The sequence below is a fragment of the Agrobacterium larrymoorei genome, from assembly GCF_013322225.1.
In the GTDB taxonomy this organism is placed as follows: Bacteria; Pseudomonadota; Alphaproteobacteria; order Rhizobiales; family Rhizobiaceae; genus Agrobacterium; species Agrobacterium larrymoorei_A.
Genome location: NZ_JAAMFB010000043.1, coordinates 104,736 through 120,178, shown reverse-complemented (window position 1 = coordinate 120,178; position 15,443 = coordinate 104,736). Strand labels below are relative to the sequence as shown.

At 54.3% G+C, this 15,443-nt stretch carries 12 protein-coding genes and 2 pseudogenes; 5 read left to right on the top strand and 9 right to left on the bottom strand.

The window, feature by feature from the left end; translation table 11 throughout:
• Window position 1 precedes the first annotated feature (1 nt).
• From G6L28_RS21715 to G6L28_RS21695, 5 genes are read right to left on the bottom strand one after another with little or no spacing between them, the layout of a single operon-like run.
• Window positions 2–919 carry an ABC transporter permease gene (locus tag G6L28_RS21715; protein WP_174000892.1) on the bottom strand — a complete coding sequence of 306 codons (918 nt, stop codon included), beginning with the start codon at window positions 917–919 and terminating at the stop codon, window positions 2–4.
• Window positions 919–1,935 carry an oligopeptide/dipeptide ABC transporter ATP-binding protein gene (locus tag G6L28_RS21710; protein ID WP_065657611.1) on the bottom strand — a complete coding sequence of 339 codons (1,017 nt, stop codon included), beginning with the start codon at window positions 1,933–1,935 and terminating at the stop codon, window positions 919–921. The genes G6L28_RS21715 and G6L28_RS21710 overlap by 1 nt, the downstream gene beginning before the upstream one ends.
• Window positions 1,932–2,879 (bottom strand): ABC transporter ATP-binding protein, encoded by a 948-nt coding sequence (locus G6L28_RS21705; RefSeq protein ID WP_012478152.1) that lies wholly within the window; start codon window positions 2,877–2,879, stop codon window positions 1,932–1,934. Before G6L28_RS21705 ends, G6L28_RS21710 begins: the two co-directional genes overlap by 4 nt.
• A 56-nt stretch (window positions 2,880–2,935) precedes the next feature.
• Entirely contained in the window at window positions 2,936–4,501 is a 1,566-nt protein-coding gene (locus tag G6L28_RS21700) for an ABC transporter substrate-binding protein (protein WP_012478151.1), read from the bottom strand.
• Between the two features lie 60 nt (window positions 4,502–4,561).
• Window positions 4,562–5,335 carry a DeoR/GlpR family DNA-binding transcription regulator gene (locus G6L28_RS21695; RefSeq protein ID WP_012478150.1) on the bottom strand — a complete coding sequence of 258 codons (774 nt, stop codon included), beginning with the start codon at window positions 5,333–5,335 and terminating at the stop codon, window positions 4,562–4,564.
• A gap of 461 nt (window positions 5,336–5,796) precedes the next feature.
• Between G6L28_RS21695 and G6L28_RS21690 the strand changes: the two are divergent.
• From G6L28_RS21690 to traR, 3 genes and pseudogenes are all read left to right on the top strand, one after another.
• Window positions 5,797–7,448 (top strand): annotated as a pseudogene (locus G6L28_RS21690) (Na/Pi cotransporter family protein).
• 52 nt (window positions 7,449–7,500) lie between these two features.
• A complete protein-coding gene (locus G6L28_RS21685) occupies window positions 7,501–7,809 on the top strand; it encodes a hypothetical protein (protein ID WP_065657609.1) in 309 nt (102 codons plus the stop codon).
• A gap of 13 nt (window positions 7,810–7,822) precedes the next feature.
• Window positions 7,823–8,527 carry an autoinducer-binding transcriptional regulator TraR gene (gene traR, locus G6L28_RS21680; RefSeq protein ID WP_065657608.1) on the top strand — a complete coding sequence of 235 codons (705 nt, stop codon included), beginning with the start codon at window positions 7,823–7,825 and terminating at the stop codon, window positions 8,525–8,527.
• Window positions 8,528–8,805: 278 nt separating this feature from the next.
• On the opposite strand, the pseudogene G6L28_RS23250 reads toward traR, so the two are convergent.
• A pseudogene (locus tag G6L28_RS23250) lies at window positions 8,806–9,074 on the bottom strand (transposase); the annotation flags it as partial.
• A gap of 167 nt (window positions 9,075–9,241) precedes the next feature.
• Window positions 9,242–9,733, bottom strand: a complete 492-nt coding sequence (tsaA, locus tag G6L28_RS21675; protein ID WP_172690302.1) for a tRNA (N6-threonylcarbamoyladenosine(37)-N6)-methyltransferase TrmO — start codon at window positions 9,731–9,733, stop codon at window positions 9,242–9,244.
• A gap of 118 nt (window positions 9,734–9,851) precedes the next feature.
• On the opposite strand from tsaA, the gene G6L28_RS21670 reads away from it, so the two are divergent.
• A protein-coding gene (locus tag G6L28_RS21670) for an IS3 family transposase (RefSeq protein WP_172691065.1) occupies window positions 9,852–10,990 on the top strand; the annotation gives its coding sequence in 2 pieces (ribosomal slippage) (window positions 9,852–10,110 and window positions 10,110–10,990; 1,140 coding nt in all).
• 1,068 nt (window positions 10,991–12,058) lie between these two features.
• Here G6L28_RS21670 and G6L28_RS21665 read toward each other — a convergent pair.
• Window positions 12,059–12,691 (bottom strand): HAD-IA family hydrolase, encoded by a 633-nt coding sequence (locus G6L28_RS21665; protein ID WP_172691054.1) that lies wholly within the window; start codon window positions 12,689–12,691, stop codon window positions 12,059–12,061.
• 1,048 nt (window positions 12,692–13,739) lie between these two features.
• Here G6L28_RS21665 and G6L28_RS21660 point away from each other — a divergent pair.
• A complete protein-coding gene (locus G6L28_RS21660; RefSeq protein ID WP_139103031.1) occupies window positions 13,740–14,042 on the top strand; it encodes a hypothetical protein in 303 nt (100 codons plus the stop codon).
• 228 nt (window positions 14,043–14,270) lie between these two features.
• Here G6L28_RS21660 and G6L28_RS21655 read toward each other — a convergent pair whose 3' ends face one another.
• A complete protein-coding gene (locus G6L28_RS21655) occupies window positions 14,271–15,212 on the bottom strand; it encodes a hypothetical protein (protein WP_012478144.1) in 942 nt (313 codons plus the stop codon).
• Window positions 15,213–15,443: the final 231 nt, after the last annotated feature.

Genomic DNA, 15,443 nt, shown 5'->3' with positions numbered 1-15,443 from the left:
GTCAGTGCTTCCTGATTTTGGGGTTGAGAACCGCGTAGAGGACATCGACGGTCAGGTTGATCGTCACCATAAATGCCGTGAAGAACAGGATCATTGCCTGAACGACCGACAGGTCGCCGCTGCTGGTTGCCGCGACGAAACCGCTGCCGAGCCCCGGCCACGCAAACACTGGTTCGATCAGAACGGCGCCGCCCAGCAGTCCACCAGCGGTGAAGCCGAGCGTGGTCACCATAGGTATCGCCGCGTTTGGCAAAGCATGGCGGAGTATGATTTCCCAGTTTGGGATGCCGTCAGCGCGAGCCGCAGCGATGTAAGGTTGGCCAAGAACATCGATCAGGGTCGAGCGCATGAACCGCGCAATGGCGGCGGCATTGAACAAAGCAAATGTCGCGACCGGCAGGATCACGTGGTTCCATGACGAACTTCCCGAGCTCGGGAGCACCCGCAGCCAGACAGCGAATACAAAGACAAACACAAGACCCAGCAGAAAGTTGGGAATGCTGTAGCCGAGTACAGCGCCTGCCATGACGCCCTTGTCAACAGCGGACTCCCGCCGAACCGCAGCAAGGATGCCGGCTGGAATTCCGATCAACATGCTAAGAACAAAGGCCGAGACCGTAAGAAGCAGCGTTTTCGGGATTCGCTCACTGACGACATCGAAGACGTCTCGGCCATCGGCGTATGAAGTCCCGAAATCGCCTCTCAATGCGTTAACGACGTAAATCAGGTATTGCTCGACAATAGACCGATCGAGCCCCCACTTGGTCCGGAAGGCGGCCAACGCCTCGGGGCTCGCAGTGTCAGGCAACATCTGTTGCGCGGCATCTCCGCTTAAGCGCAGAACAACAAAAACAAGCGTTACGGTGAATACAAGCACAATGACAGCCCGGACCAGGCGGGCAAAAATGAATGCCACCATTAGGCAATCTCCTTCTGCTGCGAGTCTGCCGGCAAGGAAGCGATTGATCGAGGGAACTCTTCAGCCCTATGGCATGCCACCTGCTGGTCCCCGACCGATCGAAGTGCTGGCGTCTCATTCGTGCATCTGTCGATAGCAAACGGACAGCGCGAACGGAAAGCACAGCCCTGACCGGCTTTCGTTATGTCCAACTCACCCTTGATCGGCGGTTCGACGTTGCGCACAGTCGGGTCCATGGTAGGGACAGATGCAAGTAGCGCACGTGTGTAAGGATGACGCGGCCATTGGTAGACCGACCTGATATCACCCGTCTCGACGACGCACCCCAGATACATCACCGCAATCCGGTCAACGAGATGACGAACAATGCGTAGGTCGTGGGTAATAAAGACGTAGGCAAGATCTAAGTCACGCCAGAGTTCCCGCAGCAGCGCCACAACCTGCGCCTGAACGGAGACATCTAGAGCGGATACGGCTTCATCGAAGACGACCAGCTTCGGATCAAGGATGAGAGCCCGAGCGATAACGACGCGCTGTCTTTGGCCGCCAGACATCTGGTGCGGATAGCGGTCCATCATTACGCTCGACAGGCCAACCCGCTCAAGCATGGCCGCAGCCCGCTCATAGGCAACCGCTCGGTCCGTCACGTGATGGACAATAAGGCCCTCGGCAATCTGCTCGCCGATGGTCATCTGCGGATTCAAAGCCGACAAGGGGTTCTGTTGAACGAGCGATGTGTGTATGCGGAAGTTCTTCCAGTCCTGAGCAGTCCGTTCCTTGTGGTTCACGCCTTCGAACCAGATGTCACCGCTCGTTGGCGGTGTCAGGCCGAGGAGAAGTCTGCCGAGTGTCGATTTGCCACTTCCGGATTCCCCGACAATTCCGAGCCTCTCGCGGGGCGCCAGTTCCAGATTGATCTTCCTGGAAGCAAACAGGCTGGTCGACTTCGAGAAAAAGCCGGTCTTCTGACCGAAGGCCTTCGACAAGTCGCGTGTCTTGAGGAGGGGCGCGCTCATGCAGCCACCGGATGATAACAGGCCGCTTCATGCGCGAAGCCGACATTCGCAGGCGCCGGAAACCGCGTCGAACATTCTGCCGTCGCTCGCAAACAGCGCGGATGGAAATAACAGCCCTGGGGAAGGTTATCGAGTAGCGGTACAGATCCGGGGATCGGGACCGGCGGTTCGAGATCGTCCGCCTCGATACTCGGCATGCATTCGATCAGAGCGCGAGCATACGGATGGGCCGGTCTTTCAAACAATTCCGCAACGGGCGCCGTCTCGACGATTTTTCCGCAGTACATCACTGCCGCCCTATCGGCGAGACGCGCGATAACACCTAGATCGTGGGATACAATAATCAGCGCCATGCCGGTCTCGGCTTTCAGTTCTTCGAGCAGATGAAGGATCTGTGCCTGCATCGTCACATCGAGCGCCGTCGTCGGCTCGTCGGCGATCAAAAGTTGGGGCTTTGCTGCCAGAGCATGGGCGATCATAACGCGCTGGTTCATGCCGCCGGAGAATTGATGCGGGTAGGATCGCAGCCGGCTTTTGGCCCGATCGATACCGACACGCTCAAGAAGCCGCATCGCTTCCAGCCGAGCATCAATGCCTTTCAGACCCTGGTGGCGGTAAAGGGCGGACTCCAGGTAGTAGCCGATCGTGTGGACCGGGTTCAGGCTGCTTGTCGGGTCCTGAAAGATCATCGCGATCGTCGGCTTGCCGGATTTGGCGGACGCCGTCCGGTTCGCTCCGAATTCGATTGATCCGCCGGTTTTCGCAATTCCCCGCGGAAGCATGTTGCCCACCGCGTAGCACGTCATGCTTTTTCCACAACCAGACTCGCCAACGAGCCCCAGCGTCTGGCCGGCTTCCAAAGAGAAACTGACACCGTCGATAATCCGGATATTGCGGGCCGGCACCTCGACCACGAGATCACGAACATTCAACAAAGTAGACATTTCATCCTCCCTGAGCGGTGCGCACGGATGCGCACCGCCATCTCGTTGGATTGTTGTTATTTGAAATTGAGGTTTCCGCGGAATTCCATGGTCTCGAATGAAACAGGACTCCACTGGACGTCTTTGCGTGCAGCGTAGACATCGTAAGGCTGATACATCAGGACAGCAGGAGCTTCGTCCTCGAAGATATCACGAAGGCGGTTGAAGGCTGCGGAACGCTCTTCGCCATCCTTCAGCTGGGCCACCTGGTCGCAGAGGTTGTTGAACTCTGCAGGTGCCTTCCAACCCCAGCGCTTCTGGACACCGCGGCCAGGACCAAATTCCGATACCATCGTTGTGAGGCCGTCCGTCAGCCACTGGCCGTTCGACCAGTTGCGGATTAGAATGTCGGAGTCCTTGGGTGTCGTCCCCGGCGCAAAAATCTTCGGCACGACGGTGATGCCGGCGGCTTTCCACATCTCAATCATCATCATCAACGCGGGGACAGCGTTGGCGTAATAGTTGCCCATCGTATGATAGGTGATCGGGGTGCCGTCGTAACCGCTTTCCTTGACAAGACGCTTGGCCTCTTTGAGGTTGAATTCCATAGGCTTCCGCTTCGGGTCGTAAGTCGCGCCGTAATGCGGGAAATTAAAGCCGTTCGGTATGGAAGCCTTATTCTTCCACAAAGCCTCGACGATAAGCGGCCGATTGACAGCAAGCGCCAGAGCACGACGCAAAGTCTTGTTCTGGAAGATTGGCTGGTTCATGTTGAACGTGAACATATGGAGGTTCTCGATCAGCGTGCCACGCGTTTCGAGGTCAGAGTAGCCGTCAACCAACGCCATGTCGTCCGGCGTCAACGTCGTGATGATGTCATACTCACCACTGATCAGACCGGCCACGCGCGTGGCTGGCTCCGCTACGACCTGGTAAGTGATTGTCGAGGCCGTAGGCTTATCGCCCCAGTAACCGTCATTCGCTTCCAACGTCACATGATCGTTAGCGACAAGCTCCCTGAACTTGTATGGCCCTGTGCCGATCGGCTTGTTACCGAAGGCAACTGCACCGAGGCTCTTGTAATACTCCTTCGGGACGATCGGGCCGAGCCAGGAGCCGAGATATTTCTCGATGAGATAGGACGGCGTCTTGGTACGCAAAACGACGGTGTACTTGTCTTCCACGACCGGCTCGTCCCAGTTGGGAGAAAAATTTCGGCCATTCGGAACCGTCTTGATCGCTTCGTCACCCCACAGCCGCTCAGAAGAGAAGGTGAACGCAACATCTTCCGCCGTCATCTCGGCGCCGTTGTGAAATTTGACGCCTTGCCGAAGCTTGAACCGGATGGACTTGTCGTCAATCCGTTCGAAGCTTTCAGCGAGTGCCGGCACAAGCTTGATATTGTTGCCTTTGGCACCATCCGCAAAATAGTCGCGCCGGATCAAGGCATCAAAAATCTGGTTGATGATACGCGGGCCGGTGTTGCTAATGCCGTTGATCGGCTCCAGCGACGGAGGTAGCCCATTTACACCGATGCGCAACGCGCGACGATCCGCGGCAGATGCAAAATTTCCGCCTGCGGTTGACGCGAGAGCTATCGCCCCGGCGCCCATCATAAAACTTCTGCGACTGGTCTTACGCATCTGGTTGTCCTCTCCCTGCTCTTTCTAAAGAGTGTTTGTGCGATTGCGCGGACTTCGAACCTAGTTCGCGATGACGAGCTTCTTCCGCAGCTTTTCCGGTACTGTCTCAATGATGCTTCTGGCGCCGGCATCGGTGACGATGACCCCGACGTCCTCTATCCTGGCGGTCACCGAGAGGCTTGATTTCGTGAACTTTGAATGATCCGCAACGACAATGACGCGGCTTGCGACCTCAATCATCGCCTTCTGGACGCTCGCGTTCAGTGGCGACGCCGTACAGATCAATCCCCGATCCAGATCGATCGAGCTGGCATTGAGGATCAGCTTGTCGACATTGAATTGTCGGATGAACTGCTCGGCGAGCGGACCTCTGAAGGACCGGTTGGTTTCGGTATATTCCCCGCCGACTGAATAGACGTTTTTCGTTTCGCCTCGGATCAGTTCGGCAACGATGTCTGCGCCGTTCGAGATCAGCGTCAGGCCAGCGCGCCCGGAAATATGCTTTGCGACCTCCAAGGCAGTGGTACCGGCATCAAGCAGAACAGCGTCGCCGTCCTTTATCATCGCCGCGGCCGCCGCAGCGATCACCGCTTTTTCGGCCTGATGCGAAACGGCGCGAGCCGCGTTCGGCTTGTCTTGAGCGACTTGGGAAACGCTGACTGCTCCGCCGTGTGTCCGGCGCAAAAGACCGGCCTCATGGAGTTCACTCAGATCCCTCCGGGCGGTCGCCACTGATATCTCGAAGTGGTCGGTTAGCTTGCCGATGGACAGAAACTGTTCGCCTCGCAACAGCTCGACGATTTTAGCCTGGCGGTCCTGCGTCGAGTTGAACACAACACTTCCCTTTCACCCAAGAATGATCTATATCGCTCACATTATGAGCGTTATCGTTCTTCGTCAAATGAAAGTTTGATGACGGTTTTGTTGCGTTGCAACAGAGTACTACAGCGTATAAGATTTCCCCGCTGAGCTTTAACACAGCCGCGTCCGCCCTGTAAGCGATTGGTCGAGTGAGCGAAACCGCTCATTCGTTACTTAGGCCAAATGGGGCCCTGCGCCTGTTTTGCCTGAGATGAACTTTGGGAGAGTGCCTATGCCACGTGCACGATTGATTGAAGCTGAACGGCCTCGAACTTCTGGACCTCCAGCAAATTCTTCCTGTATGCGAGGCGGCGCAGGCGGGAGGCCGGTGGGCAGCTTTCCTCCCAGCTCGCCCACCGGTTCAATGTCTCCACGCCCCGGGTTCTCTTCGACAATAGTCCCTACCAAACCGGCTTAGACTGAGGACGGCGGCGTTGGAGTCGACAATCGTCATGATCAACCTGTTCGGGGCAGTTGCTCTGCTGCTGTTCGGCCTTTCGCAGGTCAAGGAAGGAGCGTCCCGGACGCTTGGTTCCAAGCTTCGCACCGGTCTCGCAACCGGAACAAGGAGCAGCACACGATCATTTCTTGCAGGCTTTGTCGCGACCGTAGCACTGCAGAGTTCTACGGCCACAGCGCTGATGGTCTCTTCATTTGTTGAGCGAGAACTGATCAAGCCGCGCATGGCGCAGGTCGTGCTGCTGGCAGCCAATGTCGGCACCGCAGTAACAGCATGGATCGTTGCTACCGGAATCGAATGGGTTTCGCCTGTCTTGCTTGCTGTGGGAATCATTCTTTATCGAGGCGGAACAACGTCGCGTCAGGGCGCTGGAACCGCCCTTATCGGTATTGCGCTGATGTTGCTTTCTCTTCATCTTCTCAGTCCAGCGACCGAGCCGCTGCGCCATTCAGCAGCGCTTGCGGCCTTCATCGGGCTCCTCGACAACGCATGGCCGGTCGCCATTATCCTCTCGGCGGCGATTGCCCTTGCATCGTCCTCAAGCCTCGCTGCGGTCGTTCTTATCCTGTCGATGGCGTCTACCGGCATTCTATCCGGCGGCCTTGTCGTTGCATTGGTTCTAGGGGCCAGTTTGGGTGGCGCTGTTCCGCCGGTGATTGCCGCATTGTCGGGATCGGTAGCCGCCCGGCGTGTGACGCTCGGTAACTTGCTCGTACGGGCCATTGGCTGCGTCGTTACCCTTCCCGGAGCGGGAATTCTCGCCGACTGGCTGTCCATGTTACCCCTGCCCTACTCCGAGCTTCCCGTCGATGCGTACCTGGCCTTCAACATCGCCCTCGCGTTGCTCAGATGGCCCTTTTCGCGGCTCATCGCACGGTGGATGACCATTCTAATCCCTGATAAGGCCCAGACGGAAAACGGTCCAAAATTTCTCGACGCCGACGAACTGTCGACACCGATCGTGGCCCTCACCAGTGCTACACGCGAGGTGCTTGGTGTCGGAGATCTGATCGAAAGAATGCTTTTGAAAGTCTCTGATGCTTTTGAGCAGAATAACGCATCGAGGCTAAAGGATATTTCTCAGATCGAACATCAGGTCGACCGGTTGCAACAGGAGGTCAAGGTCTACCTTTCCAAACTTGGTCGGTCCGGATTGTCAGAAGACGAAGGGCGCCGTTCGATCGTCATCATCGACTACGCCACAAACCTCGAACACATCGGCGACATCATAGAGAAAGGTCTCTTGCAGGCGGTAACCAAGAAGATCGGGCACGGCCTCAAGTTCTCCGATGACGGCTTTGTCGAGCTTCAGCAGTTTTTCCAGCTGACCATAGACAATCTCAGGATCGCACAGACGATCTTCGTCACCCGCATGTCAACCTTGCCCGCCAACTCATGGAACGCAAGATCGAGGTGCGCCAGATGGAGAAACGATCTTCCGAGCGTCACCTTGAGCGGTTGCGTCACGGACGCGCCGACAGCCTGCAAACCAGTTCGCTTCATCTCGACATCCTGCGCGATCTCAAACGGATCAACGCCCACCTCGTATCCGTCGCCCATCCGATCATGGACGAACAAGTACTGCTCGGTGAAAGCCGTATCATTGCTCGCGACTCGATAACCTGACCTACACTGGATCAATACGCCTCGTACCCACGCAAACCATCGGAAGTTCAAAATGAAGAACAAAGTACAGCTATTCGCCTATGTCGACCGGTTAAGTGGTGGAGGCTTTCCGAACCTCAAGACCTTGATAGAGAGCAAGTTTGCTGGCTTGTTTGGTGGTCTTTATGCCCTCCCCGCTTTTGCCACGATAGATTTTTCCAACGCCGGTTTTCATCCCATAGATCATACGACGGTCGATCCCCGACTGGGAAGATGGCGGGACGTGCGACGCTTTGGCCGACCTGATTTGGAACACTCCACATCGCTCCCGATCGGCAGCTGTCGGACAAACAATGACGACAAGGATAATGGCAACGATTAGACGGAGATGAAGAATGCAACACTGGCTGGACAAGCTGACGGATCTTGCCGCGATCGAAGGCGATGAATGCATCCTGAAGACGGGGCTGGCGGATATCGCAGAGCATTTCGGCTTCACAGGTTATGCCTATCTCCATATCCAGCACAGGCATATCACTGCCGTGACCAACTATCATCGCGAGTGGCAATCAACCTATTTCGACAAGAAGTTAGTGGCTCTCGATCCGGTCGTCAAACGCGCAAGGTCCAGGAAGCACATCTTTACCTGGTCGGGCGAGCAGGAACGACCGTCGCTGTCGAGAGACGAGCGTTCTTTCTATGCTCGCGCAGCCGATTTCGGCATCCGCTCCGGCATCACCATACCCATCAGGACTGCCAACGGCTCGATGTCGATGTTCACGCTGGCATCGGATAAGCCGGTGATTGATCTGGATCGGGAAATCGATGCAGTTGCATCGGCATCAACCATCGGGCAGATCCATGCCCGCATCTCATACCTTCGCACCACGCCTACGGCAGAAGATGCCGCATGGCTCGATCCGAAGGAGGCGTCTTATCTCCGATGGATCGCCGTTGGCATGACGATGGAGGAGATCGCTGACGTCGAAGGGGTCAAGTACAACAGCGTCCGTGTCAAACTTCGCGAAGCCATGAAACGCTTCGACGTCCACTCCAAGGCGCATCTGATAGCGCTGGCAATCCGACGAAAACTCATTTGAAAGTCAACGCAACAATCGCGACGTGACACGGTGATCGCAATACGCTTAGGTTGTCCAGTTATGTCTCGAAAAAGAGTCGGCGATGAGCCGGGTTGCGTCACACGGAAGGAGGGCTGTGGCCGCGTAATCCTTTGGCATTTGTGGCAGGTCAACTTCTCCCATACCGTCTGGATGCCTGCCCACTGACGCAGGATCACTTCCAACTCTCGGTTATGTCCTCAATACGCTTTGACAGTTGGGCGGAGCCGCAGCGGGCGCGTGGAGTGACGACGAGGACGGCCACGAACTGTCGTGCTATCGATCATGTGTGCCAGTCATCCGTCAGCCCAAGTTCGAACAAGGTCTCAAGGAGAGCGTCCCAAATACCCCGTTCGGCCCAATGGCAGAAGCGTACATAAACGGAATACCATTTTCCGTGGCGCTCATGCATGTCGCGTCAGGGACAACCGGGCCGGAGAACATGCAGCATGCCGTTCAGATACTGCCGATTATCGTGCGACGGTCGAGACTTTCTACCGCGTTCGTTGGGCAGTAGCGCCTCGATGATCCATCATTCCATATCCGTGAGGTCCCCGCGAGCCGAAACTGCCTCCTCAAAGGCAGTCATGAATCCCGCTTCTGGTGACCACTTTGTCATCAGAGCCTAAACCATCGGAAATGCCTTTCGCGACCGGCTGATTTTTCTGTGGAAGGAAGAGTGGTACATCGTGCCAGTCAGACGGCAGGAATCGAGAACCTTTTCCTCACCGGGGCTAGCGGCTTTGATAGCGAGCGGTCCGGTTTTATATCCAACAGCGGTGTTCCATCCAGGCAATCAAGACCACGTACAACAATCGAGTTCCCAGATACCCTCTCCACTTTCACAATCGATGTTCCGATCGGATTGGGCCTCACAGGTGCTCGTAGGGAGAAAGCACCGTGAATCTCTCCATCGTCAGCGGGACTTAGTAGGACGATATCGCGTGGTGACTCGTGCAACCAATATAGAACCTCAAGTTGCGAATACGCCTCGACCCCCTTTAGCGCCACGGCCCACGGTTCTGAAATTTCAAGTGTGCATAGTGGCCCGGATTCACTGCCCTGCCGAGGAGTGTCAGCTCGACTTTTCCAAGGGGTCCGGATCTTTCCAACAAAGAAAAGCGATGCGTCGCCTTCTTCGGGTAGCGTGACCGCGACTTCGTTTGTTCGCAATCTGGTTGAGTGCATGACAGCTCCTGCCAAGTCTAGTGAGCCAACAGATAGAGCTGGCTCGGGAAATCTGCACAGCGGGGATAAGTGGAATTTCTGCCTGACTTCGGCTTAGATGCCGGGAACAGGAGATACCATGACGAGACGACCGCGCCGGAACCACAGCCCGGCTTTCAAGGCGAAGGTGGCACTTGCCGCCATCCGAGGTGAGCAGACGCTGGTGGAACTATCCCAGCAGTTCGACGTGCATGCCAACCAGATCAAGCAGTGGAAGGACCAACTCCTTGAAGGGGCGACAGGCGTTTTCGGCGACGAAGGGAAGACGGAACCGGCAGGCCCGACCGTTGACGTCAAAACGCTGCACGCCAAGATCGGCGAACTGACGCTGGAAAATGATTTTTTGTCCGGTGCGCTCGGCAAGGCGGGATTGCTGGGCGGAAAGAAATGATCGACCGCGAGCACAAGCTATCCGTCGTGCGCCAGGCGAAGCTTCTCGGCTTCAGCCGTGGCACAGTCTACTATCTGCCTCGTCCAGTGCCTGACGGTGATCTTGCCCTGATGCGCCGGATTGACGAGTTGCATCTCGACTACCCCTTTGCCGGAAGTCGGATGTTGCAAGGGCTCTTGAGAGGAGAAGGGCTGGAAGCTGGGCGGCTGCATGTCGCCACGCTGATGAAGAAGATGGGCATCGAGGCCATATACCGTCGCCCGAACACATCCAAACCAGCACCCGGTCACAAAATCTATCCCTACCTCCTGCGCAAGCTGGCGGTGACCCGTTCCAACCAGGTTTGGGCGATGGACCTGACATATATTCCGATGGCTCGCGGCTTTGTCTATCTCTGCGCCGTCGTGGACTGGTTCAGTCGGCGGGTTCTGTCGTGGCGGCTGTCGATCACGATGGAAGCAGCCTTCTGCATCGAAGCAGTCGAGGAAGCGCTGGCCCGTTATGGCAAACCCGACATATTCAATACTGACCAAGGATCGCAGTTCACCTCGATGGACTTCACGGCAGTGTTGAAGAAAGCCGAAATCGCCATCTCGATGGATGGCAAGGGCGCTTGGCGGGACAATGTCTTCGTGGAACGCCTTTGGCGTTCGATCAAATACGAGGAGGTCTACCTCCACGCCTACAAAACCGTGTCCGAAGCCCGCGTCGGCATTGGCCGATATCTGACCTTCTACAATAGTCGACGCCCACATTCATCCCTTGACCGGCAGACGCCGGATCAGGCTTACTTCAACGCGCTGGCACCAATGATGGTGGCGGCATAATCGAGGCGGAAATCCACTTAACGAAACGCCCGAAACTGTTCAGACGAACCGAGCCACCTCTGATATCGCTTCGCTCGCAGAATCTTGTAAGAGGTGAGTTAACGGGTTATTTCAGGTTCGCCGCATTTGATTTCAGTTGTAACATGCTTCTGCCGAGGCAGGCTGTGCGGCATTGCGGTACTCAACCCGCACCGCTCGGCAACGATGACCCCAGATAATCCCGCCTCGCGCAAACGAAAGGGTGCCGTGACAGCCGTTCAAAGCTGATCACTTCGTTGGCTTAGAATATGCGCGGTAACGCCGACAAGGTGTCGTCATTTAACGCTGGAGACCACCAGGTTGACCCCACGCCCGTTGAAGCTTGTTAGAATTTCCGCGCGGCGTAAGGAAAACTAAGGCTTCTTTTTAAGCATCGTTGACAAGGCAAAAACCAGTAATCCCATTATCCAAAAAAATGAGAACTCCGTATAGAACTGACAAAAATATGTATCTCCTGAATCTTCACTATAAAGAGTGAGCAAAATTTTATATAGTGGAAAATATATAAATCCTGGAGTGAAAATTATCGCGGCGTAGACAAGCATTTTTTTGGTCGACGTTTTCATGTTTGCCTCATTCGGCTGCAAGACGCGATGGAGTAATTATCGATAGCAAGAGATTCGTTTCGTTAATAAACTTGGATTAAACACAGCAGTGTTAACGTGCTACGTAGGCCGTTTCCCAGTGGATCAGTATCGCGGCGCCGGACAAGAGAACAATCATCAGACTGCTCATCAATTGGTTCTCGTGGACATGCATCTGGCCCAGTCTATGTTGAAGACGCCGCCTAATTCAGTCGACATTTAATCGCGCGCTACACATGGCGTCGAAATGCTTAAGTGCCCGCTTCGACGTAGGCATCCGTTGAATGCCGCAGTCCAGGCTCTTGATCGTGCATGTTATGCTTCTGAAGCAAGGCTAGGGCACGTTGAACGACTGATGGCATCCGCTTTCAGCCCTTCCCGACATATGTGCGGCAATTTCAATGTGAATATGATGTAGTAGAGCTACGAGCGTAGCTCTCCTTCTTTAGAGAGGTTTCAAGTCTATTAGATCCTCAATATCTTCTAGAATGTGCGTGGGATTGCTGCACGCCAAAGCCTCTCTCTTAGCATAACCCCACGTAACTCCCGCGGAGGCAACGTTTTGACTCATCGCTGCCTCAATATCACGTACCTCATCTCCGACAAGAAGCACTTCATTCCGGGACCTTTCAAACCGACGAAGTATCTTATTGATCCTTTTGCCCTTCCCAAATATTGGCGAGCTGCCCTCTATATAAGCAAAGTATCTCTCCAATGGCCCGAGCACGCGCTGAATATTTTCAACGCTGTTCGAACTTAAGATTGCAAGCTCGACCCCTTGATCTTGGAGGAGAAACAAGACCTTTTCTGTCCTAGGGAACATATCGAACGTGGCTTCGCGAGCCAGATTACGCAAGTCTCTCACGATCAGAGGAATGCGCCACACCGGTACTCTCATCCACTTCAGAACCTGGCAAACTGAAAGGCCCCGCAGATATTCAATCTGAGTGTCGCTGGGCGATACGAATCGGTGACGTTCGGACATTTCCCTCAGAGCGCGTATCATCCAGGCGCCGCTGTCGGCCAATGTACCATCAAAATCAAATATAATTAGCTTATAAGCATCATTTTTAGCCATTCATACTTTCCATATTTCGTATGCACGCCATATTTCCATCAAAAATATATCAGGAATACTAGGGTTGTTCCTGTTGGCGGCGATCTCGCTTCAGGTCTATCACTCCCTGAATGCTGGTTAAACAGAAACTGTGTTTCAACGGTAACATTCGCGATCGGTTTGCTGCCGGGGTATGCTGGGAGCGACATCCCTCGTTACTCAACGCTAACGAATTAAATCACACGGCTAAGAAGTATCTGGTGAGTCAACGCGCACCACCTTTGTGACGGCGCGCTAGGCCAAAGACGGAATTTGCAGCAGTTCGACCATCAAATCGAGCACGCCATCTTTCGACCCCTCATGCGAACTCGGTGGAACAAAGGAGACCGACCAACTTAACGAACGTTTGGAACGCCGGCGAAGTATGTAGCCTTGCTTTTTGTTTCTGCTCGGAACCTGCCAAAATAAATTCAGTGTTTCAGTTGAAACGCGGTTTTTTCCAACATGCATTGCTAGGACTGCTCAATGCACCAATATGCCGACCCAGAAAGAGGGCCAAGCATTGATGTGCAAATTTCTTGAAGCAGCAAAAAGCCTGTTGATGAGACCATGGCGGGTGTCCGTCAAACGGGAAAGGTCATCAAACTCTTCTTCGTGCACGATTGTGTATATCTGTGAGGCAGAGTTGCAGGTAAGAGATTGCGTGCAATTATGCATTGATCGAAAAGTCGACTATTTGATAGTCGAAAAATTTAGCCACCATCGTTTTGATAGACATTCTGTTTTTGTCCGCGGGTATCGCGAGCTTTGCATTGAGGTCGAATTTGCTGACCTTCTCGTTATTGTTCGTGACTTTTATGACAACGGATTTGACGTCCAAGACGTTTGATTAGGTGCACCGACAGATCGCGTTCCGTAAGGAGATCGATCAACATATAGAGCGAAGTCTTAGCCGTCTCAATTCTTGCGCTGGGTACTATGGCCGACCGCGGCGGAAGGCAAGTATGCCCATCATCAAGTCCGCCATCCACGTTCCATCACAACTTTCGCCACCCAACTGGAACCAGTCATGTTCAATACCAGAAGACCCTTCGAGTCTGCGCCGCAAGGAAATCTGATGGTGACAAAACACCTGAATGCCGACAGCGCCGCTGCAAGGGTTGGCGACGAAAGTGTCCAGCAATTTAGCCGCGAATATGCTCGAATGTTCGAGGCTCCGCCCAAGCGGGATGGGATGTGCAAAGCGTCTGGCGCGGCCTACCGTAAGTGCGAGCAACATGTGCACCGACACAAATTCCCGAAGTTTAGATCGCCGGAGGCGTTGAAATCGACGGTATCCTTACCTTGGCAGACGCTGGATTTGATGTGCTAGGAGAAGTTTCCTTCTTGGGGGACCTTCGGTTGATCGAGGCGAATTTCTGTGAAACAAAGCAAACCTGAGTGGACAAATGATATTGCGGCTCGGTGAGCCAAAACGTCTCACGTACCCCACGAGAGCGCCTTGATCTTTTCGCCAACACTGTCGATAACGCCGGATCGCGCGACACATGGTTCTCGTCGTCGTCTCGTAGTTCGCAACAATTCTACGAAATAATTGAGGTTACCTCCCTCGGACGTCGGGGGCGCGGCTTTTGAGTTCTTCACGCGCGAGATTGAGGGTGTCACTTATAGTCTGTTGCAGGGGCCTTGCAGAGCGCATCTTCTCAAGGTCACTGCCTTGACCGAGGCTGAGATTGCTTCTAACTGAACTTTCTATGTCTGCCAGCCGCTCATCGACAGTTGGCTTTTGCGTGGAGCGCCAAGTGGCCTTCTCGTACTCATCTTGCGCCCTCAACCAATCATAGCGTTCCTTCTGCGATTGAATGAGTGCTGCCATATCAGGATTATTGACCACGGTATCAAGCATCCTCGCCTTCAGGCTATCTTCCATGTGGGGCAATGCCTTGAACAAGGCGTAAGTTCCACTGAAGTTTTCATCGCTTGGCAACTCATCGGTAAAGGGGGTGGAAAAGTGCTCAAGCATTTTCTCGACAAGACGTCGACGATCTTCCGAGCTAAATTCACCGACATGGGGCGCAACATACTCAAGCGCGTGACCTTGATCGTACGGTTCTGCGATATTCAATATATGATCTACGAGCGCTGATTTTCGTTGCGGTGTTTGCAGCTTTAAAGTTCCCCCGATTGCATCAATTCTCTCCCCGGCCAGGGCGTAGTCCCTTGGCAAGGCTGGACGAAACTCAGGATGCTCAGAGAATCCTTCTGTGGGAACCGCGTGGTCATATAAGGCCTTGCTTGCTGCGCCAAGTCTATTGATTTGTCCGTGAAATCTTCCTCCAGCACTACGCTCAACACTTTCCTTTACAGATTTATTAGAGAGCTTAAGGTTTGAGATATTCCTTGCAGTCTCAACAGGATCGTTAGTGACCATGCCATCCACGATCCGGGAGATCAGATCGTCGCTCATTACGCGATGGAAGGGTGACACCTCTTTTTCTATGGGTTGCCGCTGTGTCTGTGAATTGGATACAATATTCTGCATATATCTCACTCCGCGGAAATCTTGCGATCCGACCACAATATCAAATAAGACCGCGCCGGTTATAAGAATAACGTTTCAACTGAAATTTCTGTTTGCCGTCATGCCGCGCTGTCTGAGTGATTTTCGAGCGGATTAGGCTGTTGAACTGGAAAATCGAAGGGGGCCTCGACGCTGGAGTCCGAGCCATCAAACCTATCGAATATAGCGGTGGATCGTAAGCGTCCGGTGAGC

Bases quoted from the DNA above. Each gene is read 5' to 3' on its own strand.
- G6L28_RS21705 (WP_012478152.1), bottom strand. From the start codon at position 2,879: ATGTCTACTTTGTTGAATGTTCGTGATCTCGTGGTCGAGGTGCCGGCC.
- G6L28_RS21665 (WP_172691054.1), bottom strand. From the start codon at position 12,691: ATGGCTAAAAATGATGCTTATAAGCTAATTATATTTGATTTTGATGGT.
- G6L28_RS21710 (WP_065657611.1), bottom strand. From the start codon at position 1,935: ATGAGCGCGCCCCTCCTCAAGACACGCGACTTGTCGAAGGCCTTCGGT.
- G6L28_RS21700 (WP_012478151.1), bottom strand. From the start codon at position 4,501: ATGCGTAAGACCAGTCGCAGAAGTTTTATGATGGGCGCCGGGGCGATA.
- traR (WP_065657608.1), top strand. From the start codon at position 7,823: ATGCAACACTGGCTGGACAAGCTGACGGATCTTGCCGCGATCGAAGGC.
- G6L28_RS21685 (WP_065657609.1), top strand. From the start codon at position 7,501: ATGAAGAACAAAGTACAGCTATTCGCCTATGTCGACCGGTTAAGTGGT.
- G6L28_RS21655 (WP_012478144.1), bottom strand. From the start codon at position 15,212: ATGCAGAATATTGTATCCAATTCACAGACACAGCGGCAACCCATAGAA.
- tsaA (WP_172690302.1), bottom strand. From the start codon at position 9,733: ATGCACTCAACCAGATTGCGAACAAACGAAGTCGCGGTCACGCTACCC.
- G6L28_RS21715 (WP_174000892.1), bottom strand. From the start codon at position 919: ATGGTGGCATTCATTTTTGCCCGCCTGGTCCGGGCTGTCATTGTGCTT.
- G6L28_RS21660 (WP_139103031.1), top strand. From the start codon at position 13,740: ATGTTCAATACCAGAAGACCCTTCGAGTCTGCGCCGCAAGGAAATCTG.